This is a genomic window from Candidatus Bodocaedibacter vickermanii, from assembly GCF_014896945.1.
In the GTDB taxonomy this organism is placed as follows: Bacteria; Pseudomonadota; Alphaproteobacteria; order UBA6184; family UBA6184; genus Bodonicaedibacter; species Bodonicaedibacter vickermanii.
Genome location: NZ_CP054719.1, coordinates 1133638 through 1156261 on the forward strand (window position 1 = coordinate 1133638; position 22624 = coordinate 1156261).

A 22624-nucleotide genomic window follows, 5' to 3' on the forward strand; every position below is an offset into this window, starting at 1 on the left:
GATAATAAAAAAAGGAATTAATAATGTCTGATTTAAAAAACGTTCTAAAAGCTGGGTTATTAGTCACAGCATCGCTATTTGCGACAGGATGTGGCAATAACCAAGATACAGCAGCTGCGCCAGTTGATCCAAATCCGAATCCAAATCCGCCATCTACTGCTAAATCAAAAGTACCTACATTTGTGCTTGATTTAGAAAAAGCCGATAAAGCGTTTAGAGACGCCAAACTGGTTAGTGGACATATTCCAGATAGACCCGCTGCTGGATATGGTGCAAGCTATGATGTTCTATCACATCTAAGTGTTGTACCGACGACAGAACCAGCTGCAGCCGCTCCTACTGTAAATATGACTATTGTAAACGACAAACTTCTACTTTCATGGCATAATATTGATCAAGGAAAAGATTCTTCTTTCAAATTAGATGCGTCTGATGCAACAAAGTTCAAACCGGATGCAATACATGTCGGGGCTATGCTTTTCTCTGGACGAATTGACACAGCGCGCCATACATTTAATACAACAGTAAAAGGTAATCTAAGGACGAATGCTTTCGCAGTTCGTAATGCTGTGTTTGACGCTTTTGATACGGCAGCAGCAAGCCTGGCATCAGTTTATACATATATTAGTTTGGATTCTTCAGTAGGATATCCTTATGCTCGTCAAGGAGCAGATGGAAAAGAAGTTGTTCTTTCTGTTGATACTCATTCTGAGCCTGCGACTGCAACAGCCCAACTATCAGTAGATTCGCCTGCTAAGTCAACAACAACAACGGCAACGGCAAGTAAAGCAACAAATACAACAAAAGTGACGGCTCCTGCTGCTAGTAAAGCAAGTGCAACTACAACTGTTGTTGCTGCACCAATAAAATCTACTACTAAAGGTGTTCTTACTTTAAAGACAATGAAGCCAGCAGACGCTGCAACAAAGACAATGTTAGATGCTGCGGGACTAGAAGTCGGTAGTGCTCAAGGTACATTAGACATTGGTGGTCGTGCTGCAGTTGTGGAGGCAAATGATGTTGTCATTACTGCAATTAATGGTGTTCAACCAGTGCTTGTACTTCCATCAACCATTGCTGCCAGTGCGACTACGACTGTAGCTAAAACTACAACAGCTGCAAAAAAACTAGCTCTTTCTGCTGGAACAGCAACAAAGACTACATCAACCGCAACTAGCGTGGCCGCTGCTTCTGCTGCAACAGTTGGTAAGAATGCAACAGCACAAGCGGTTGTGAAAGAATCTGGTGTTACAAAGTTCTTGTTTGAGGTCAAAGCGGGTGATTTGTATTCTGAATTTGGTGATTTGAAGGTTGGTGCAAACACAACATTTAGAGCAATTGCTCATCATTCGTTGTTTGCACATACATTGACTCTTTCTCAAAATCTAAATGTGCGCGTGCTTGCAGAAGCGCACACATTTGATAAATTAAAAGATGTTGCTGATCTTTCAAAATTTGTTTCTGATGCAGCAGCGGCTGATAAGATTGCTAGAGGTCAAGAAATGATGGCTGTTCTTTCAACAGCAGGACATTCCGTTCAAACGTCTGACGTTGTTGAAGCTGATAAAGTATCTGCTTACGTGCATTATGACTCATTTACATCATTCCCACTATGGGTAGCAGCAGCCAATGTAACTGCGGATAAGACATTAACCTTAGAAGGTATTGATCTGGATACAGGCGTTACGTTGGATGCAGGTGTGTATGCGTTACCACTTGTTAAAGATATGAGCGGAAAACTTCCAAATAGCTCTGGAAAAATTGCAATTGCTATCGGTGATGGTAGCTCTGAAATTAAAGAGTGGAAGATTATGAGCAACGGATACTTTGATATGGTATTAGTCGCTCGAGTTGCAGCTAAGGGAGCTAATCTCTCATCGGGTGCATTAAATCGTGCATTAATGTCGTCTAAAGCACAAGCGGGTCGTTCTGTTGTATCAGCAACATTGGATGCAGTTGTATCTAAATTAGATCCAACAAACTTAGTTTCAACATCGTTTGCTAGCCTTTCGTCATCTCGTCTAAATCAAGCATCTCAATTTGCTTCATTGGCGCGTGGCGTAAGTGTTGCAAATGCTGAGAAATTAGGCGCTGTTGAGCAATACGCTGTAACGTTCAACCATGCTGGAGCTCAATTTGGTTTGACTTATAACCTAGATGGCGGAAACGCATTTTCTAGCAGCCAAGGTACAACATCATTTGGTGCAAACGTTGCATCTGATGTGTTGGGCTTAAAAGCAATCGTATCTGCTGAAGCATCTGTTGATGCAGGTAAAAATGCGTATGCAGTGTCATCTCTTGCATTTTACAATGCAGGCGTAACATTTGCACAAGCATACAGCTTAGGTGGTTTGTCTGTGGTTCCAATGGGTGGATTCGGTGTGTCTTCTAACGCATTGAACTCATACTCAGCTGTGGTTCCAATGGCCGCTGGTATGTTGGGATTGTCTATGAACGATGTGTCGTTTACTGCTGCAACATTCCACACAGGTGTAAACCTAGCATTGGATGACTTTGTTGCAACTGCAACTGGTACAAATGCATCATTGACTTTGGGTGTGGCTGGATACTTAGCATCAAATGCTAATGCAACATTATCAACAAGCGAAGGTAAGTCTTCTGCCTTACAATTCGGTGGTGATGCTGTAACTCCATACGCTCAATTCAACCTTGGCTTTGCTACAGGTGAAAAGTTAAACACAATGATTTCTTCTGGAATCGCTGCTGTGAACTTTGGTCTTGATCGTTAATTTATTCAGTTAACCCTACCTTTAAAAGCACTCCCTTCGGGGGGTGCTTTTGTTCTTTAAGTAGTTTAAGATATTAAGAAAGTGAGGGAATATGAAATTCAAAAAATCATTATTTATAGTCCCCTTTATGGTTAAAACCTTCGCCTTCCAGGCGAAAAAGACTTCAGTCCTTGGTAAAGGAAAAGAGGCGAGGTATTGAAAAAAAGGAGTAAATATGATACCCTAGCTTAGTCTTCAAGCGCTAGCGCTTGAGAAACGCGACGGGTATCATATGACAGATTATAGCAAAACCAGCCACACCGTATTTTACCATAGATATCACTTAGTATGGATCACCAAGTATCGTAAACGAGTTCTAAGTGGTGAATTAAGATTACGAGTGCGTGAGGTGATCGCACAGGTTGCTGATGAACTGGGTGTTAAGGTTTGCAATGGCGTGTTGTCAGCAGATCATGTGCATATTTTTGTAGAAATACCTCCCCACGTATCGGTCAGTGAATTTGTAAAAATAGCAAAGGGACGATCGTCAAGAAAGATTCAGCAGGAGTTTCCTAATATCAAGAAAGAATATTGGGGAAGACACTTCTGGGGGCGAGGGTTCTTTAGTTCAACGAGCGGCAATGTTACTGATGACATCATTAATGCCTACATCAACAATCATACGGACTCTTTCCAGTCAAATAACCTTTCTAATATCTCTTTAGAGTAGTCAGAGACTTCCAGTCTGTAATTACAACCTACCAGCTTCAGCTGGTAGTGGTTGAGTCTGCCGTTGTTGTTATCAGCGTGCGGCACAAACAACTCTACGGAGGGTGTTGGTGATACACCTTCAACATCGGTGAGTGTTCCTTCGCAGTCAACGACGGTTCCGGCAAAAGAATTAGAAGTGACTAATGGATCCGTAGTTTATTCTAAGAAACACGTGATTGTGAATGCTGCGAATCAATGGTTGGCACCGGGTGGTGTTCTAAGTGGTGCTATTTTTGGCGCCGCTGGCGCAGATAAAGTGTTAGCAGAAATTGCCTCTGCACATGGGGGTGGTTCTAATGCAACCATGAGCGGAACGCCGTTGCTAAAAACGTCTGAAGTATTTACGACGGGCGCCTACGATCTGTCTAAACAAGGTACGCAGTTTATTATTCATGCTTTGGGTCCAGACTTTTCCATAGCGCCCTATAGCGGGAATATAGAACAAGGATATACAGATTTGCATAAGACCTACAAAAGCATATATGCAGAAATGGATCGACTAAACAAACGTGATAATGTTACTAGCCTGGGGATTGTTCCGATTTCTTCAGGGGCATTTGCAGGTAGCGCAGACCTTACTAAATTGTATCAAATTATGATTGATGAAACCCTTGTTGCGATGCAAACATATCCAGCGTTGCAACCGGAATTATACTTGTTTGGTCAACGTGAATATGATGCGGTAAAAGAGCTGTTAAAATCAACAGTTGGTGCAATGCAATCTTCGGCGGCGTTGTCGGTGGGTAGTGTTGCACAGGCATCAAAGTTAGCGTTATTAGAAGCACCCGTTCATGTGGCTCATGTGGGGACTTTGAATTTCCAAGGTGTTGCAACGTCTTTAAGATCATTACGCTTTATGGGCGGGATTGTTGAGGGCGTAAATGAACGTCTAATCCAACTAACAATTGGAAAAATGAATCGTGGCTCATTCTTAGGGTGTGAGTTGGAAACGGCATATCATGATCGAGAACTTTCTTATTATACACTAAAAGCAACGGGCGTTGTTCAAATTTCAGACAATCTAAAGCTTGTGAGTGGAGTAGGGTACGCCTGCGAAAATATGGCCGTTAATCTGTCAAATAACGTTCGCAATTTCTTAAATCTAGCGAGTAAAGATTATGAGCGTACAGGTGTCGTGTGTGATGTACTTGCGCAGCATCAAAACAGCTTTTCCCTCACAGTTTTAGTTACAACAAGCCTGGGCATAAGGGCTGAATATGTAGGAAAATCGATGATGTCTCCATTCATGCGGGTTGCTTGTAATATTGAAAGATTCGCGGTTTCTGTGGCAGCGAGTCAATACGAATGTGGCGTAAGATTTGATATAAACAACTAGCGGATAAATCTTGACAATATTGTAAAGTTCCTTATATTTCCGTTTATGAAAGAAGGAGAGTATGATGAGGTTTACGTGCTTGATAAGTGTGATTTTGCTTTCAACCAGTGCACTAACAGCTGCCTCTGCAGCAGATGATATTGCAGCAGAGATATGTGTTGCCCATTTCCAGCAGGAGGGTAAATCCGGTTATGCGTTGATACGAAAGGAACGGACTCTTGCGGTTGTATTTCCTAGCGCTGTAGTCCGTGCTGAAAGAGATTATAAAGTGTGTAAAACTGACAATCCTTTGTCTCATGCTTTTGTACCTTCGTCAGAAACTGTATTGTTTCAGTGGATTCATGGAGTAGAGTTCTTATTAGAAACATTGAAAGCAGGGCTGGAATATTCACAATCTTTGAGGGAAGAACTGTCCCCTGAAGAGATTCCAACAATACGTGCAATAGATCCCGATTTCTTAGAGGGAATGCTCTTTCATACTTTCGATATTTCCAGACGTTTGGAGTACGGAGAGTATGGTTTCTTACCTGAAACTTTGCTGAATCATTTATATTTAGATATTATGAGTTCGATTGATGAAATTGAACAAGACACCACACCTTTGTCACGGCACTTAATTGACACAATGTATGTTCCAATTCGTGACTGGATGAAAGCAAATTTTCCAGTGTGTCAGATGTATGAGTATGTTAGGCCTAAAGTTACAGTCGTTCCGGGTCATCAGACAAAAGTAGATTACTTTTTTGAGGATGGTTCTTATTTTAATGGGTACCTATTTAAGACTGAATCATACAAAACAATAAGTGCATTTTTAGACAAGAAAAAAATTTTAGAGAGTGAGTGGAACCTATCTTTTGAAATCTTTGCTAAAAGTACGTGTATAGAGCTGAGTGAGGAGCAACCAGGCAATGATACATTAATGCAATATGTTCGCTTTTTAGAGGGTATTAAACATCGAGAAACAGTATTTATTGAGCGCTGGATGTCAAAAGTACGCGAAGACGAAGCAAGGTTAGCGGATCGTGCTGCAGAAATAAAAAGGCTAGAAACAGAGCAAAAAGCTAGAAAAGCCCGAGATCCAAAAGCAATTGCAGCAGAAATGATGCGTGCGATGGGATTGGAAGGTGAGTCTCAACCCGCTCAACCAAGGCATACGAAGGTGAGGCAACCTAAGGATATGCAAGCAGAAGTATTGCCTGTAAAAAGATCTAAACAAGTAAAACCATCTGTAGCGGGAGATGTGACTCCGCCTCCATTAGAAAAAGCTGCCCCAGTGTCAGCAGCAGCGACTGCAGCTGCAACAGGAAGTTCAGTAGTGAATGACGAAGAACGATTAGCTAATTTGGCAGCAATGCAACTAGCAAATGAAATGCGTCGACGCGCACACGATGATCGCCAAAAAATGTTGGAACTGCGTAGGGCTACGGTCGCAGAGAGTGCAGTAGGGGTCCTGAGAACCTTAGCAAGGCGTCAGGAAAATTGGCTGGAAAATGCCCTTAACGTAAGGCTTGCTTCCTTTGATCCATCACTGCAAGTATCTTTAAGTGATCTTGCTCTTAACCCTGATTTTGATACGGTTTGCGGAAAGCTGCGACGTATAGGGTGTTATGTTGATCCTAATATTCATGGCAATGAAAAAGGCATCGTTAGATGGGGTGGTGTAGATGGAAAAAACGCAATGGTGTGGGTTGATCGCCCCCATGGTGCTCAGCTTAAAATGGGTATTGCTGCAGGATGGTTTAAATCGATCGTCAAACGATTGCGTGAGACCGGCAAACTGGTTTCATAAAAAATAAATATTTTTTGCATTAATCCTTGACATGTAAGGGGAATACCTGTAGAAATAGAGTCATTAAATCACCCCGGGGGGTGTAGCTCAGTTGGTTAGAGCGCAGGCCTGTCACGCCTGAGGTCGCGGGTTCGAGCCCCGTCACTCCCGCCATTTATAATTCTTTAATACAATATGTTTGTTGACGGTAATGTTTCGTTGCATCCTTTGGATTAGATTGGGTGTGTTCGGAGATATGGGGGAATGGGGCGGATTTTGACCCAGCTTTGACCCATTTCGGGCGCAGGATCATTGAGGTTGAAAAATGATTTTGAGATGTTTTATTGAAGAGTAGTGTTTTAGTTCCTTTGTTTGATCGATGCGCAGTAGAATGTCAATTCAAGGCGCAGTGATCCGTTGTTAAAGTGTTTAATTATTTAGTTTATTTTTTAAAACCGAGAGAATCCCCAGTAACCCGCACGTGCAAAAAGAACCCCATTTCTTACACGAATGGGGAAAGGCGGACTTTAGTATATATAATACAAAGTCGGTGTTTTACGAGCCCGTCGGCTCTAGGGGTTGTTTACAGGGCTGTGACTACTGATCGGGTAGTGAAACTCCTGTACTGGGGATTCGATTCGGTGTTTTGTCCTTGAGTGGTTCAAAGACGTAGAGCGGAAAAAGGCTACCCAGATTTTGGGTAGCTTCTTCGCAATTCTAGCTATTAGTATACATAGCGAATTCGGAAAGTCAATATATTTTTGAAGGATGATGGTGTTTTTTATAATCCGTGTCTATGCGAATCGGATTTAATCTAATCTATTGAGTCCAGCGTCACGCTGGTTTGTCAATCTTTTGTTAACGTTTGTGCGGTATAGTAACTTTAGAGCGCTCATACATTGTTATTTTTGCCCACCGTTTCGAGAAGAAAAGACGGATTGCTTCGTCTATTTAGTCTCGATTTAGGGAGTGGGTTTTGTCCCCCCACCCGAAGGTCACTGAGGGTGACTAGGGCGGGGGGTGGTAAAAAAATCGCGTTAACCGAATCTTAACCTTTATTAATTTGCAACGTGACGTTGCATCCATTAGGTAAGATCTGATGTGATTGGACACATGTTATTGTCGTTGAGAATGAATGGGGTTTTTGATCCACTTTGGGGCGCCCACCAGCGTTACGTTGCCAGTGTCATGCTGGACTCAATAGAGTTATACGAATAAATTCCTGAATTGTTGCAACGTTGTTGCTTATAACCCGTGTCTGTGCGAATCGGATCTGATTCAGTCAAGTCAGTCACGGTGCGCTTGAATTTCAATACAGCAGATGAAAATTAAGATTGACAGAAAAATGTTCCAAGAGTTTCATAATTGAAAGCTCCTAAAGCTCCTAAAGCTCCTAAAGCTCCTAAAGCTCCTAAAGCTCCTAAAGCTCCTAAAGCTCCTAAAGCTCCTAAAGCTCCTAAAGCTCCTAAAGCTCCTAAAGCTCCTAAAGCTCCTAAAGCTCCTAAAGCTCCTAAAGCTCCTAAAGCTCCTAAAGCTCCTAAAGCTCCTAAAGCTCCTAAAGCTCCTAAAGCTCCTAAAGCTCCTAAAGCTCCTAAAGCTCCTAAAGCTCCTAAAGCTCCTAAAGCTCCTAAAGCTCCTAAAGCTCCTAAAGCTCCTAAAGCTCCTAAAGCTCCTAAAGCTCCTAAAGCTCCTAAAGCTCCTAAAGCTCCTAAAGCATATAAGTGCCTAAGAAACCAAGGATGATTGCTGGGGCAAAGGGGAATTCTTTTGATCGTATTAATAGTGCCATGATTAACCCAATGCTTCCCGAGATAAACAATAGAGCAGGAATGGATTGCAGTGGAGAAAAAGCTAAGCACAGCGTTAGGAGTTTTACATCTCCCCAGCCGACGAGTGTTTTTTTATAGAGGGCCTCTAACCCTAATTTTATCAGGATCAGACCTGTTGCAAGAACAATCGATGTTGGATAAACACATGCGCCGATTATCCATAAGTTCAGTAGAATACCAATCAGCAATATGTCTGGAATGATGCGGTCATACATATCAATCATACTAATCCAGAATAATAATCCACACAAAACTCCAAACCCAATAGAATAGTTCAGACCTGAAAATATAAGGAAGGCGGCAACACCGCTAATTATCATCAGTCGAGATATGAATGAATAACCCGAGAACACCCCATATATCTTTTTAGAGGTGTTCCAGGTATATCCGATGCTTTGTATAGGATAGAACATTACTTAGCAGGTTTCTTAGTTTTCTTTTCTTTTGGTTTTGCAAGAATGTCTACTGCTTCATTAAGTGTGACTGTATATACAGACAAAGAGTCTGGTAAGGATGTAAATGCATCATTGTATTGAATATACGGTCCAAAGCGACCTTTGTTGACTGTTATTGGCCAGCCAGTTTCAGGATGGTTTCCAAGTTCTCTGGGTAACGACAGTAGCTCAACGGCCATGTTTAGATCGACTGAATCAATCGCAACAGTTTTAGGAATAGAAGCCCTTTTGGGTTTTGCCTTTGTTTTCTTTTTTCCAACGACTATGGGGGGCGCTTCTGGATCCACCATTTCGATATAAAAACCATAGGGACCTTTTTTTAAGAAAACAGGTAGGTGCGTTTCAGGATGCTGTCCAATTTCCTTAGGTTCAAAGGATTCTGTTAATTTAGATGGCGCGTTATCCGAACCTTCTTCGGTGCTTCCTGTGTCATTGCTAGACAGTTTACGTGTGTGATTGCATGTTGGATAGTTTGAACACCCGATGAAAGATCCAAATTTCCCCAGTTTTAAACTGAGTATCCCATCTTTGCATTCTGGGCATTTTCTAGGATCAGCTTGTCCATCAACTGCTGGGAATAGATAGGTTGCTAAATCAAGGTTTAACGCATCAATGACTTCAGTAATGCGCAATGCATTGGTTGCCGTGACGTTTTCTTGTAATTTTTCCCAAAACGTTTTTAAGATGATATCCCACTTTTGATTGCCATCGGCGATGTCGTCCAGCTGAGTTTCCATTTGAGCGGTGAAATCATATTCAACATAGCGTTCAAAGAAATTATGTAAAAAGGCTGTGACGATGCGTCCGCGATCTTCACAAAAAAATCGTTTTTTATCTAACCGCACATAACTGCGATCTTGCAGAACCTTAATAATGTTTGCATAGGTCGAGGGGCGACCGATACCGAGTTCTTCTAATTTTTTGATTAAGCTAGCCTCGGTATACCGCGCTGGTGGAAGCGTAAAGTGTTGTTCTGGTGTTATTGCTTTACACTCAACCGCTTGACCTTCTTGTAGTGCGGGTAAAAGCTTGCTTTTTTCTTCATCTTCATCGTCAGAAGATTCGTTGTATAACGCCATAAACCCATCAAAGGTTATGACGCTGCCAGTGGCTCTAAATACAGAAAGCTTGTTGGTGTCTTCGATGTCAATGCGTGTTTGATCAATGTCTGCAGAGCTCATCTGTGATGAAACGGCGCGTTTCCAGATTAAATCATACAGTCTCCATAAATCGCGTTGTACTTTTGCTTCGATTGATTTTGGAGAGATCTTTGGATCCACAGGGCGAATGGCCTCGTGTGCTTCTTGAGCATTCTTAGATTTTGTTTTGTATTGACGTGCTTGATCAGGTAAGTAGTTTTTATCAAAGTTGTCTTTAACATAATCACGAATCGAGGTTAACGCATCGTTAGATAAATTCGTGCTGTCTGTACGCATGTACGTAATTAAGGCGACTGTTTTTCCATCAATGTCGATTCCTTCATACAATTGTTGAGCCAGTTGCATCGTCTTTGATGCACTGAATCCAAATTTACGAGATGCATCCTGCTGTAACGTTGAGGTAATAAAGGGTGCAAAAGGGTTGCGCTTCGTTTGCTTTGTCTGAATTGATTGTACCCGAAATTCTGCACCATTCAATGATGTGACAATAGAGGTTGCTTGCGCTTCGTTTGCAATATCCAATCGATCTAACTTTTTACTTTTGTATTCGATTAATTGAGTTTCAATATCTTTTTTTGCAAAGAAGCTTCCTAAAATTTTCCAATATTCTTGAGCTTTAAAGGCTTCTATTTCACCTTCACGATCTGAAATTAATCGTAGAGCAACGGATTGTACTCTGCCTGCAGACCTGCTGCCAGGTAATTTTCGCCACAGTACGGGAGATAGCGTAAACCCCATCAAGTAATCTAAAGCTCGTCTGGCCAAATAGGCTGAGACTAAGTTCTTGTCAACATCCCGCGGGTTATCAATAGCTTTTTGAATCGCAGATTTTGTGATTTCGTTAAAAACAACCCTTCGAACGGGTTTTCCTTTAAGCGCTTTTTGTCGCTGTAACTCTTCTGTTACATGCCATGAAATGGCCTCTCCTTCGCGATCCGGATCTGTTGCTAATAACAGTTCATCGCACGATTTTAATTGGCTAACAATTTCTTTTAACTGTTTTTTACCGCGATCATTTAATTCCCAAACCATTTCAAAGTGTTGTTCGGGGAGAACTGATCCTTGCTTTGTAGGCAAATCACGAATATGACCATAACTTGCGATGACGTGATAGTCTTTGCCAAGATAGGTGTTAATAGTTTTAGCCTTTGCAGGTGATTCGACAATAACCAACTTTGTCATTCAATGGGTATCCTTTTCCTTTTTCCATAAACGATTTGGTTTAATAAAGTCAATAAAATAACACAGATTGAGTATAAAAAACCTTTTATAATGTTTATAATGTGAGTATACTCTAAGTCTTACCCATAAAAGGCATTTTATGTTCAAACAATTATTTTATAAAATTTCCAAATACCTTCCTTGGTTAAAAATACAGAGAAATTTTATGAATAATACCTCAATATTTGTGGATGCTATACCAACCCCCATTTTTTGGGTGGATCGCAATAAAGTGTATCAAGGATGCAATCACGTATTTTCAGATTTAATTGGGTTAAATTCTCCACTAGAAATTGTTGGATTAGCTGATAAAGATCTTCCATACTCCTCTACAGATTTAAGTCTTCGAGACGAAGTGTTTGATGCAATACTAGCAGATAAAATTCAGGCCAAGATTTTATATGACTGTATCATTGGGGCTCAGGACAAAATGATCTGGGTACAAAAAAGATTTACACCACTAAAAAACCATAAAGGTAAAATAATCGGCGTCTTAGGCGCAATTGTAGATATTTCAGAAAAAGTAAATCGCCGACAAGATCTGGAAGCTCACGTTGCGCGCAAACAGTCACTGCGAAGCTTTTTAGATGAACTGAATGCAATGCCTTTTCTATTGACCGGGTATAAAGATGTAATCGAGAAGTCTGTTATAACGTTACAAAAAGAAAGTCAGGCAACCCTAGCTATTTTTATTAAGGCAAATGCATCAACGCCTCAAAGTTTTTTTCAATTTTCAACAGAAACGATTGATGGCGCAGTTTTTTTCAAAAATAGAAAAGCTCTCTTAAAAACAAGGAGTCAATCTGGATACCTAGATTCCGATGTCATTAAGTTGTTTAGGGGAGGAGATCACTCCATCGATTCTATTTTTTTCTATCGCATAGAGCTAAATGATTTTATACACTATGATGATATAATATTATTAATTAATCCCAATAAAGATAAATTAGAAACTGCGGCAATATACCTTTCCTTGCTACATCACCTTGTCCATAGTTATCACGTGAATATGTTTTTAGCGGCAATTAAGCCAGCGCCCAGCGAATAGAATAATGATGCTTGGATGGAGTTAAAATAAACTCAGATTCCGCGACAGTAGATGCCTCATAAAGTAGTAACAGAGCGCTGTGTGAAAGCAGGGATGATCTCTGCACCCATAAGGCAACCTGCAGTTGCATCCGATAGATTGTAGTGAATCACGCATACTATAATCACAGTAAATATTTTTTGTTTATTCATAAAGTATTAAGAAGTATCTGATATCTTGAAGATGGTTAAGGTTACATCAGCACTTGGGCTGATGCGCAACATACTCCGAAAGTATGTAGACTAGACGTAGTTTATATATGATCGATCTTACCGGTTGTTATGAATGTAACAACTATACCCGGATGAAAGCAACAGTTTTCTGAAGGGTAACTAAGAGTATTGCGTTGTGGCGGCGGCGGGGAGGATCACCAAGACTTCCGGGATCAGGAGGATCCCGGCACGGGCGCGGAACTTATCTTATAATTTCAAAACTCAATTTCAACTCACGTTATCCCAACTTTCTTAGATTCTTATTATCCGTGATTGGCAATATAGCTAAACATACATAAAACGATTGCGTGACGCCCTTTGCGCTACTCTTTCTTCTAAGGCTGCAAAGGTGCATTGGCAGCGTGATGCTGTATTCGGATTAGGAATCTCATTTAGATGTCCTCCCTCTGGTTTGTTAGTGTGAGGGAGAGTATGTAATTAGCTTTAGTCTCAATTCGTGGCAGGTGAGGACGGTTTTGTTTTACCTTTGATTCCGAGCGATAAAATCAACCCTAATATCAACGAGCCAATTAATGCAGATAATCCCCAACGATATTGATCGATTGAATATACAGGCACGCCGTTATCCATGGTTCCATCCCAGAGCAAATCCATAATGACCCCAATTCCGGGTTGTAAGACGATTGCGCCCACCATCACTAAAAAGTTAATAACACTGGCAGACAGTCCTTGGAAGCCTTCTGCTGCATAGCGTGCGCCTAAAGGAAAGACGAGATTCTCTGCGCCAACCATACAGCCTAGGGCAAACAAAGCACAACATAGAATCCAAAAATTAGATAAATCTGCCCAAACAATAGCAAACATCATAATTCCGGCGACAGCCATAGAACACGCAAAAAAATGTTTGTTGGTTGTAAATTTTAAGAACATCCACCCGGCAATGAATGAGCCGACAGCATTGCCATAAAAAATGAATGAGGATGCGCTGGCAGACTTTATAGAGTCATATCCGTATACTGCGCGCATAAAGCTTGGTCCCCATAGGTCGGCTAATACAGAAACGGGGGTATATAATAAAAAGCCAACAGTTCCCAATAACCATATTTGAGGTTCAGTAATTAGATGCAGTACTTGCTTTTTTATTTCACGCAAACTTAAAGATGTTGATAGTTTCTTATCGCGTAATACAAAGCTGTAAAGTAGAGAAAGAGCAAAGGCTGTGACAGACAAGCTGTAAAATATGGTTCTCCATCCAATGGATTCTTGTAAGATAACCATGGGAGCGCCTGCTAGGCTTGCACCTAAAACTCCGATTCCTGAAATAACGCCTACTAAAATGGGTAACATGTTGGGTTTAAACCATTCAGAAGAAATTTTGAATGTGCCAATAAATGCTGTGGCAGATCCCGCACCAATTAATAAACGTGCAAAGCAAAGCCATGCATAGCTTTCGGTTTGAGCCGTGATTAAAGTACCCACACCACACAAAAATGCAGAGACTGTAAATACTTTCCTGACTCCCCATTTATCTAATGCAATGCCAATAGGGATTTGAAGCAGTGCATAAGAAATTAACCAATACGATGCAAACATTCCGTATTCGCTGGCTGTTAAGTTGAATTCCAGCGTTAACGGTTCTCGCAGATTGCTAGTAGCGACACGAATCATAGATTGATAAAAGTAAAAAAATACGGCTAAAATCCACATAAGCCATGGCGTTAGTTTTGAATGTACTGACATTGGAAACTCTGATTACATTTTAATATAAGATGTATCATAGTTTCCAATAATTCAGAATACTTTTTCGTGTTAGACCATTTCTTTTTCAGACGAGAGGATGACGATCTCTGCATTTTTTATATCAATAAGCAGTCTTTTCCCTTTTTTTGATGACTTGCCAAATAAGATTTCTTTAGACAAGGGAAGTTTGATTTTTTCTTGGATCAGACGTTCCATGGGGCGAGCGCCCATTGTTTCTGAATATCCATGTTCTATGAACCACTTTTTAGCCGTTGAAGAAACGGTGACATCAATCTGTTTTTCCTTTAACAACGTTATTGTTTGTTCAAAGAATTTATCAAATACATGAATGATATCTTTTTCGGCTAATCGATGAAATGTAACAATCCCATCTAAGCGATTACGAAATTCTGGTGTAAATAATCGGGTGATATCAGCAGTTTCTGAAGCGTCAGAGTTGTTTGCTTTTCCAAAACCAATGGGTGATTTTGAAAGTTCCATTGCTCCCGCATTTGTGGTTAAAATGATTATCAAATGCCTGCAATCAACTTCTCGACCATTGTTATCAGTGACTTTGCCATAGTCCATCATTTGCAATAATATCGCAAACAAATCGGGATGTGCTTTTTCAATTTCATCTAAAAGTAATACGGCATGAGGGTGTTTATCAATGGCATCGGTTAACAATCCACCTTGATCGTATCCCACATAGCCTGGGGGTGTTCCGATGAGTTTTGCAATGCTATGTTTTTCCATATATTCTGACATGTCAAAACGCAATAGCTTTAATCCTAATTGAGATGAAACTTGCCGTGCAAGTTCTGTTTTACCAACGCCTGTTGGACCAGCGAATAAAAAGGCACCCGTTGGTTTTTCAGGATTGCGTAAACCTGCGCGTGAAATTTGAATGGCATCAACAACGGCATCAATGGCTTTTTCTTGACCAAAGATGCTGGTCTTTAATTTTTTGCGAAGATTAAGAATTGTTTTTCGTTCATCGCTGGTGACGCTTAATCGTGGCATGCGGGCGATTTTTGCAACGGTTTCTTCTATTTCACGTAGGGTAATGTTTTTAGATGATTCATTGTATAAGTGATGGTGGGCTCCCGATTCATCTAGTACATCAATGGCCTTATCAGGAAGTGCACGATTATGGATGTATCGTACAGACAAATCCACGACCAAGCTTAGAACCTCATCTGAATAATGCACTGAATGGTAAGTTTCATAGATTTTTTTCAACTGTTTTAAAATTTGTAGGGTGTCTTCTGGTGAAGTTTCATCGATATCCACCTTTTGAAAGCGACGTGTTAACGCACGATCTTTTTCAAAAAACTGTCTGAATTCTTTGTGAGTAGTTGCCCCTATGCAGCGGATTTCACCGCGGGCAAGGGCTGGTTTTAATAAGTTGGAGGCATCCATTCCGCCACCCTGAGTTGATCCAGCACCAACAATGTTGTGAATTTCATCAATAAATAATATCGCACCAGGGGTGGCTACGATATCTGACACAACGTTTTTTAGGCGTTCTTCGAAGTCTCCACGATATCGAGTGCCCGCTAATAACAACCCTAAATCTAAGGAATATATTGTCGCATTAAGGAGAGACGGGATTTTTTTCTCAACAATTTGTATGGCTAAACCTTCAGCAACGGCTGTTTTACCAACGCCGGCTTCTCCCACTAAAATAGGATTGTTTTTAGATCGCCGGCTTAAAATTTCAATGACGCGCTCAATTTCGATAGTGCGACCAATCACGGGGTCAATTTTGCCGTTAACTGCACGTTCATTTAAATTGATACAAAATTGTTTTAAATGTTTTTTATCACTGGTTTCCACAGAGTTTGGCACCTGCGTTTCCACAGGTGATGCTGTAAAGTTCGGTAATTGCAATTTTGAATCTAAGGAGGAGAGTTTTGTTAACTGTTGTATTGCGGCAGATTCATCCGTATTTTTCTTGTTGGTTTTTCGTAAAGATACCGGATTATTGTTCATATACTGAATAATATCAATACGATTCAAATTGTGAATTTTTAGAAAGAATGCCGCGTGAGATTCTTTCTCATCAAACAGTCCGGCTAATACGTATCGACTGTCTACGGTTTTGCCACCGATTGTTTGTGTTTGTAAAATAGCGCGATGCAGGACGCGTTGAAATGAAATCGTTGGAGATGATTCTTCTAAGTCTTTGACTTTTAAATACGCAAGCTCTGCTGTAATAAACTCCCATAAAGCTTCACGCATTTGTGGTGTATTTACCGAAACGCTTTTAAAGACTCCTTCTACATCTGGATCTTCTGTTAATGAATATAATAAATGTTCCAACGTTGTATGCTCGTGCCCTAAACTTAAAGCATAATCAACTGCGCGCCTTAGGCTGCTTTCAAGATTTTTTGATAACATCAACGAATCACCTCTAGTTCACCCTGTAAGGGGTGTTGATATTTACGAGCTTGTTTTAAAACATTATTCAACCGAGTCTCTGCGACTTCGTAGGTATAGGCTCCCACAACTCCGGTGCCATTAAGATGGATATTCATCATAATTTGTGCGGATTCATGGGCTGTTTTTTGAAATGTGTTTTGTAACACTTGCACAACAAATTCAGTGGGTGTCTTATTATCATTCAGTAATACCACCTGATATTTTTTCGGTGAGGGTATATTATTATTGTGGGTCATTTTTTAATCCCCCCTGTTGGGTTTTTGTTCTTATGTCTATCTTATAGAAGAAATCTTTAAAATTGAGTTAAAGAGAGAAAGCTTTTTTTGAAAAAGATATTTGGGGTGTTTTTTGATTCAATTTAACGACAGCTGGATACTTATTAGATTTGATGCGTTCTGATGCGGATTACAGTTTAAGATGGGATATTGATGTAATAAAAAACCCCGGCGAACCGGGGTTTATGAATCTTACGCTGATTTTTGTAGCGCTGATTGCGCTGTATCCACCAGAGTTTTAATATCAGCAGCTTCGCGAACAGCTAAGTCAGCTAATACTTTGCGATCCAGATCGATACCAGACAGTTTCAATCCGTGCATAAATTGAGAATACGTCAATCCATGCATACGAACTGCTGCGTTGATACGTTGAATCCACAATGCGCGGAAATCGCGTTTACGCACACGGCGGTCACGATACGCATATTGCATGTTCTTTTCAACGCGCTGACGGGCTGTTCTATAACAGCACTTTGCACGACCGACTGAACCTTTTGCAAGGTCTAATATTTTTTTGTGACGCGCATGGGCGGTCACACCACGTTTAACTCGAGACATTCAAATTCCTCCTTATGCGTACGGTAACATATGACGTTTAACACGAGCCACATCGGATGCATTCATTACATGCATACCGCGAGAGTCCCGTAACATTGATTGAGGGCGTTTGCTCATCCCATGGCGACGACCTGCCTTACCAAACAAAATTTTGCCGGTAGCAGTCACTTTGAAGCGCTTTTTGGCACCACTTTTAGTTTTTAACTTGGGCATTTTCAATCCTTTCAATTGATTTAACCTGTAGGGGAGGCATACCCTGGGATTACCCCGCCACCCTACAAAAAACAATTTAATATACTGATTATACCCAAAAAGAGCAAGAATTTTGTTTCTTTCTTCAGTTAAGTGTTTGTAAACATATTTGCTGTAGCCTGACAAAAAACATGAGAGATAAAATGAAGCAAAAATTTATAAACTCAATATCATTATTGGCTGTATGCGCTGTATTAAGCGGTTGTGGAGAGGCGAACAAGCAAAAGTCTGTAGCAGATTTAACAATGGAAGTTGGTAAGGATTCTCAAAGGTTAAGTGTGCTTTCTAGAGAAGCATTAGCGGCCGCTAAACGAGGTGGTGTACCCCTTTCATTTGAAGCTCAAAAACTTTTTGAAGATGATATTGCTGAAGGTTCGGCTCCATCGCCTGCTACTGCAAAGGAAGCATTGGGAGAATTAGAAGAGACTATTTCTGATCTTGAAATTCTAGAAAATCAGAATTCAGAGCTTCCAATAGTGGTTAAAGCAAAGCAAACCAAGAGGGCTAAAATGAAAGGTTTGCGGGATTTGATGTTTGCGCGAGCTAGAGCGGCGGCGGCTGCCAGAGCTGCAGGTAAACCTGTAAATCCTGATGATGAACTATCTTTAACAGTTCCAAATGATTCTTTCTTGGGTGGTGCACCAAATCCATCGCCAATGGCTACCGTTGCTGCTGCTGCGGTTCAAAGTTTGTTTCCATCAACTGCGCGCGCTTTTGGAAGTGTTAATGCTTTGACGGTGTTAGATCAAGTGCCTGCCCCTGGGGAGTTTAGAGTCATAATGCCAGGGGCAAGCAGAACCCCAGATAGCAGCAGTACGATAGAGTTTGGAGTTAACCGAGCTGCATTTTCTGCGGGTGTTGGAAATACTGTAGAATTATGGTTTTCTGCAGCGCAACCTATATCAACCTCTGAGGCAGTGCGTCAAACTATAGAATTAGGAGTGGGCGTAAGCCATATTACTGGTGCGGTATTGGGGGCTAATGCAGACCCAGCGTTGGTTGCATCCCTAACCAATATTGGTGCCCTTGATATGGCTCAGCGATCCACGGCATTTAAAGCTCTTTCTTTGCCACAGCAACGACTTGCTTTGCAAGCAGCTGTTGCGATTGCCCAGGCAACATTGGTAGGAAAAGATCAACTTAGATTAGAAGACCGATTCAATGCAGTTGTCTTAGCGATAGCCGCGTTACCGGCAGTTGGGGCACCTGAAGATCGTATTGCTGCAGTTCAACGTGCGTTGCAAAGTCAAGGTGTTACTAACCCATTGTTATTGACTGATACTATGCGTGCTTTAACTGTTATGGCACAGACAGCAGACATGACGTCAAAAGAACAAGCGCGAGTTCTTGGGACGGTGCTGATGATTTCTAATAATTCTGGTGGTTCTGCGTCTGATGATGATTATGCTGCATTAGTTGCAGCCGCACGTTCTAACCCTGGACTATTATTAGGTCCAACCGTATCGATGCCTGCGCGATTCGCTTTAGATCCTAGTGTTTTGACGTTGTTGAAACAGAGAATGGCTTCATTGGATACATTGCCGTGGAGTGCCGCATCAACATCTGCTGCGTTTATTGAGGCTGCGGGACAGCAGGCTCAACAGTTAATAGCAGCCGGAGCACCAACGGATTCAATTTCTAGTTCTTTAGTAACGAGTTTAACTGCTGCACGGCGTGAAAAAAACTCTCTGGTTCCAGCGACTAATGGTTCTGTTGGAATCTTTGGGGATTCTTCAGATTCAGGTTTGTCGTTAGCACAAACGATTCAGTTGCTGCCGACGACGACTGCGTTGGATATTTTGGTTGTTGCGCAAGAAACCGCAGTTCAGGCTTTGTCAGCAACTAGAGAAGCTGTTGTACCGTTTCTTGCAATTACTGATGGCAGTTCTGCAGTAAATATTCCGATAGATCCAGCCGTTGAGTTCGCTAAGTTTATGGAAAAATATAAGTCATTAAGTGGATCTGATCAGCATACGTTACTTTTAAGTCAATTGAAGTTCAATATTGAAAGCATTTTTTATGACCGTGGAAACTTCCGAAGATTTGTTGGGGTTCCCGCATCAAAAGGAAAGTCAATAGTATCTGGCTTAGATAGTTTATGTGCTTTGCCTGATAAGTATGCAGAATTATTATACTCTGCAGATGCGCGAGATGAAATTGTGATTCCGCGACTTGTTGATTTTATTTTAAACAATAAAAAACTTGCTAGTAAATTAGAGTACTATACCAATGGTGCCTCGGGCGATGGCAGCAGACGTTCTTTTGAAACTATTAAGGAGGGTAACCCTGATTTATATAATAAACTGTTAGGTAATTTGGGTGCGCAGGTTGATAAGTATTTATCAGATCTTCGTACGGCTGTGTTTGATTTGATGTATCCAAAAGATCCAAAAATTGTGGAGTTATCAGCAACAACATCTCGTGACATATCCGGAAACGTATCATTGCGCAAAGCACGCACGGTTACAACAGGGGTGGTGGATGGCAGTGCCTTTAAAGTGAACGGTGTTGGGGCTCAATCGTTTGAGTTGGGCATGCCCTTATTCGTTCAATTAAAAGGTGATGTATCATCTGCAAAAGCAACTGACGCTGCAACGGGATCTGTTGCTTACCGTTTGGGTAACACTGTCATCGGTGCGATTCAAGGGTATGCAAACAACGGTGCTGGTTTCGGAATTGACAGCCGTCAATTGGAAACATCAGTAGTGGCATCTCATTCATTTGGATCATTCTTTGTTGAAGGTCAAATTGGATCTGTGTCTGCAACTGAAGTTCACAACAGCAACTGGTCAGGTCTGCGTTCTCAAGTAACCTTGGGATTGGATACTGAATTCGTATCACCGTTCGTTCAATTGACGCATCGTCAATTAGACCGCAGTGGTCTGAGTTTGAACGAAACAACAGCGTATGTTGGTTTGGATGCAGAGGTTGCTAAACTAGCCGCTGACACGTATTCAATCGATACACGTTTGTTAGCAAAAGCAGGTTACGGTTCAAAAGATTGGAGTGCAAACTCTAAAGACCTTGGATCAACAACTGGATTCAGTGGATCTGTTGAATGGTCAGCATCGTTGAACTTAAATAGTGGTGTATCATTCAGCTCTAACCTAGCGTTGGATACCGTTGCTGGTTCTTCAGCAGCACTAAACGTAAGCTTAGATCGCTAGTCTCTCTACCTACACAAAAGCCCCCAATCCGGGGGCTTTTTGTATTAAGGTCAAAATTACCTGGATTTTGTTGATACAACTTGGGTATGCTACTTAAAAACAGGTATGGTATGCATCGCAATCGTCAAACTAAAATTGTCGCAACTCTGGGGCCTGCATCATCATCTGCGGATATGATTCAGTGGCTATTTGAACGAGGAGTGGACGTGTTCCGCCTCAATTTTTCACATGGGACGCATGAATCACACGAAAACAATATTAATTGGATTCGTAAGTTAGAGCAATCCCTAGGCAAGCCCATTGCGATTTTAGCAGACCTTCAAGGTCCGAAATTGCGTGTTGGCAAATTTGAAACATCCGAAGTTAACGTTAAGGCTGGACAACAATTCCAGTTCGATATGGATGCTGCCTTGGGGGATTCAACCCGTGTTCAGTTGCCCCATCCAGAGATTTTTGCTGCAGCTAAACAAGGTGATGAGTTATTGGTCGATGATGGAAAATTGGCGTTCCGAGTGGACTTTGTAGATAATCAGTGTATCAAAACCACGGCGTTAGTATCCGGAATTATTTCCAATAACAAAGGGTTAAATCTGCCCTCTACCCATTTGCCCATCGATATTTTAACGGATAAAGATAAAGCGGATTTGGACTTTGCAGTGTCGAAAAATGTTGATTTTATTGCGTTATCATTTGTGCAAGCTGCAGACGATATTGTGCAAGCACGAAAGCGTATTCAAGGCAATGCAAAAATTATTGCTAAACTAGAAAAACCCCAAGCCATACAAAACCTCACGACAATCTTAAAAGCTACAGACGGCGTGATGATTGCGCGTGGGGATCTGGGTGTTGAGTTGCCACCAGAGCAAGTTCCCCCATTGCAACGCAGGATTTTACGAGAAGCCCAAAGACATAATAAACCTGTAATTGTTGCAACGCAAATGTTGGAATCGATGATTCATGCGCCAAAGCCAACCCGGGCAGAAGTTTCAGATGTTGCAACGGCTGTGTATCTAGGTACAGATGCTGTCATGTTGTCAGCAGAATCCGCATCGGGGGACTATCCTAAAGAAGCCGTTGAAATTATGGATCGCATTATTTTCAATGCGGAACAGGATGTGTTTAGCAATAAAAACACTCCGTTGACAGAAACACCATCCATTCCAGAAGCCGCTATTTTGCTGGCGTATCGACACAAGGCGCGCATTATTGCTGCGGTTTCAAACTCATTTGAAGCTGTTGCAAAAATTTCAAGCCTAACGCCTGGAATCCCCATATTAGCCATTACGTCTGACATAAAAATATATCATCAGTTTACATTGCTGTTTGGGGTGTGTAGCGTTTATTTAGATAAACTGCCTGATGCAAACAATCCAACAGAGTACAAGAACCTTGTACAACGGATTGCAGAGCGAGAAGGGATGGTGACGCGAACCGATCATGTCATCGTTGTGTTAGCATCGGATCGTATCGATTCTGCTGAGTTTTCAGGCATGTCCATTGTAAGCTAAAATCGTACGTTCGTTAGGCAACCTGGCAGCGTGACGCTGCACCCATTAGGTTAGATTGGGTGTGTTGTGACAAGGATTTCAAATAGCACAAACCGTAAGTGAGGTATGTAATATTAATACACGGGGGTGAAGTTTGATTTTTGACGTACC

The 22624-nt window shown here is 41.3% G+C and carries 14 protein-coding genes and 1 tRNA gene; 8 read left to right on the forward strand and 7 right to left on the reverse strand.

The features are described from left to right. Positions 1–23 precede the first annotated feature (23 nt). From CPBP_RS05145 to CPBP_RS05165, 5 genes are all read left to right on the forward strand, one after another. On the forward strand, positions 24–2750 hold the full coding sequence (locus tag CPBP_RS05145) for a hypothetical protein (protein WP_350331796.1): 2727 nt from the start codon (positions 24–26) through the stop codon (positions 2748–2750). Between the two features lie 271 nt (positions 2751–3021). Then, complete coding sequence (tnpA, locus tag CPBP_RS05150) at positions 3022–3459, forward strand: IS200/IS605 family transposase (protein ID WP_350331445.1); 438 nt, start codon at positions 3022–3024, stop codon at positions 3457–3459. A gap of 51 nt (positions 3460–3510) precedes the next feature. Further along, positions 3511–4836 (forward strand): macro domain-containing protein, encoded by a 1326-nt coding sequence (locus CPBP_RS05155; protein WP_350331797.1) that lies wholly within the window; start codon positions 3511–3513, stop codon positions 4834–4836. A 61-nt stretch (positions 4837–4897) separates the two neighbouring features. Next, the gene (locus tag CPBP_RS05160) at positions 4898–6625 is read left to right on the forward strand and encodes a hypothetical protein (protein ID WP_350331798.1); all 1728 of its coding nucleotides are present in this window, start codon (positions 4898–4900) and stop codon (positions 6623–6625) included. Between the two features lie 76 nt (positions 6626–6701). After that, positions 6702–6778: transfer RNA gene (locus CPBP_RS05165), tRNA-Asp, on the forward strand. A 1534-nt stretch (positions 6779–8312) separates the two neighbouring features. On the opposite strand, the gene CPBP_RS05170 is transcribed toward CPBP_RS05165, so the two are convergent. Together CPBP_RS05170 and topA are read right to left on the reverse strand one after the other, a co-directional pair. Continuing rightward, positions 8313–8846: a prepilin peptidase gene (locus tag CPBP_RS05170; protein ID WP_350331799.1), complete on the reverse strand. Its 534-nt coding sequence runs from the start codon at positions 8844–8846 to the stop codon at positions 8313–8315. After that, on the reverse strand, positions 8846–11230 hold the full coding sequence (gene topA / locus CPBP_RS05175) for a type I DNA topoisomerase (protein ID WP_350331800.1): 2385 nt from the start codon (positions 11228–11230) through the stop codon (positions 8846–8848). Before topA ends, CPBP_RS05170 begins: the two co-directional genes overlap by 1 nt. A 205-nt stretch (positions 11231–11435) precedes the next feature. Here topA and CPBP_RS05180 point away from each other — a divergent pair, with 205 nt between their 5' ends. Beyond that, complete coding sequence (locus CPBP_RS05180; protein ID WP_350331801.1) at positions 11436–12317, forward strand: PAS domain-containing protein; 882 nt, start codon at positions 11436–11438, stop codon at positions 12315–12317. Positions 12318–13018: 701 nt separating this feature from the next. Here the strand turns inward: CPBP_RS05180 and CPBP_RS05185 are convergent. The 5 genes from CPBP_RS05185 to rpmI all read right to left on the reverse strand — a co-directional run bounded on the left by CPBP_RS05185 (position 13019) and on the right by rpmI (position 17760). Next, the gene (locus CPBP_RS05185; RefSeq protein WP_350331802.1) at positions 13019–14269 is read right to left on the reverse strand and encodes an MFS transporter; all 1251 of its coding nucleotides are present in this window, start codon (positions 14267–14269) and stop codon (positions 13019–13021) included. 69 nt (positions 14270–14338) lie between these two features. Continuing rightward, on the reverse strand, positions 14339–16672 hold the full coding sequence (locus CPBP_RS05190; RefSeq protein ID WP_350331803.1) for an AAA family ATPase: 2334 nt from the start codon (positions 16670–16672) through the stop codon (positions 14339–14341). After that, positions 16672–16950, reverse strand: a complete 279-nt coding sequence (locus tag CPBP_RS05195) for an ATP-dependent Clp protease adaptor ClpS (RefSeq protein ID WP_350331804.1) — start codon at positions 16948–16950, stop codon at positions 16672–16674. Before CPBP_RS05195 ends, CPBP_RS05190 begins: the two co-directional genes overlap by 1 nt. 231 nt (positions 16951–17181) lie before the next feature. Next, positions 17182–17547: a 50S ribosomal protein L20 gene (gene rplT / locus CPBP_RS05200; RefSeq protein ID WP_350331805.1), complete on the reverse strand. Its 366-nt coding sequence runs from the start codon at positions 17545–17547 to the stop codon at positions 17182–17184. A gap of 12 nt (positions 17548–17559) precedes the next feature. Then, positions 17560–17760 (reverse strand): 50S ribosomal protein L35, encoded by a 201-nt coding sequence (gene rpmI, locus CPBP_RS05205; RefSeq protein WP_350331806.1) that lies wholly within the window; start codon positions 17758–17760, stop codon positions 17560–17562. 182 nt (positions 17761–17942) lie between these two features. Between rpmI and CPBP_RS05210 the strand changes: the two genes are divergently transcribed. Beyond that, entirely contained in the window at positions 17943–20966 is a 3024-nt protein-coding gene (locus tag CPBP_RS05210) for a hypothetical protein (protein WP_350331807.1), read from the forward strand. Between the two features lie 110 nt (positions 20967–21076). Next, positions 21077–22474 carry a pyruvate kinase gene (pyk, locus tag CPBP_RS05215; RefSeq protein WP_350331808.1) on the forward strand — a complete coding sequence of 466 codons (1398 nt, stop codon included), beginning with the start codon at positions 21077–21079 and terminating at the stop codon, positions 22472–22474. Positions 22475–22624: the final 150 nt, after the last annotated feature.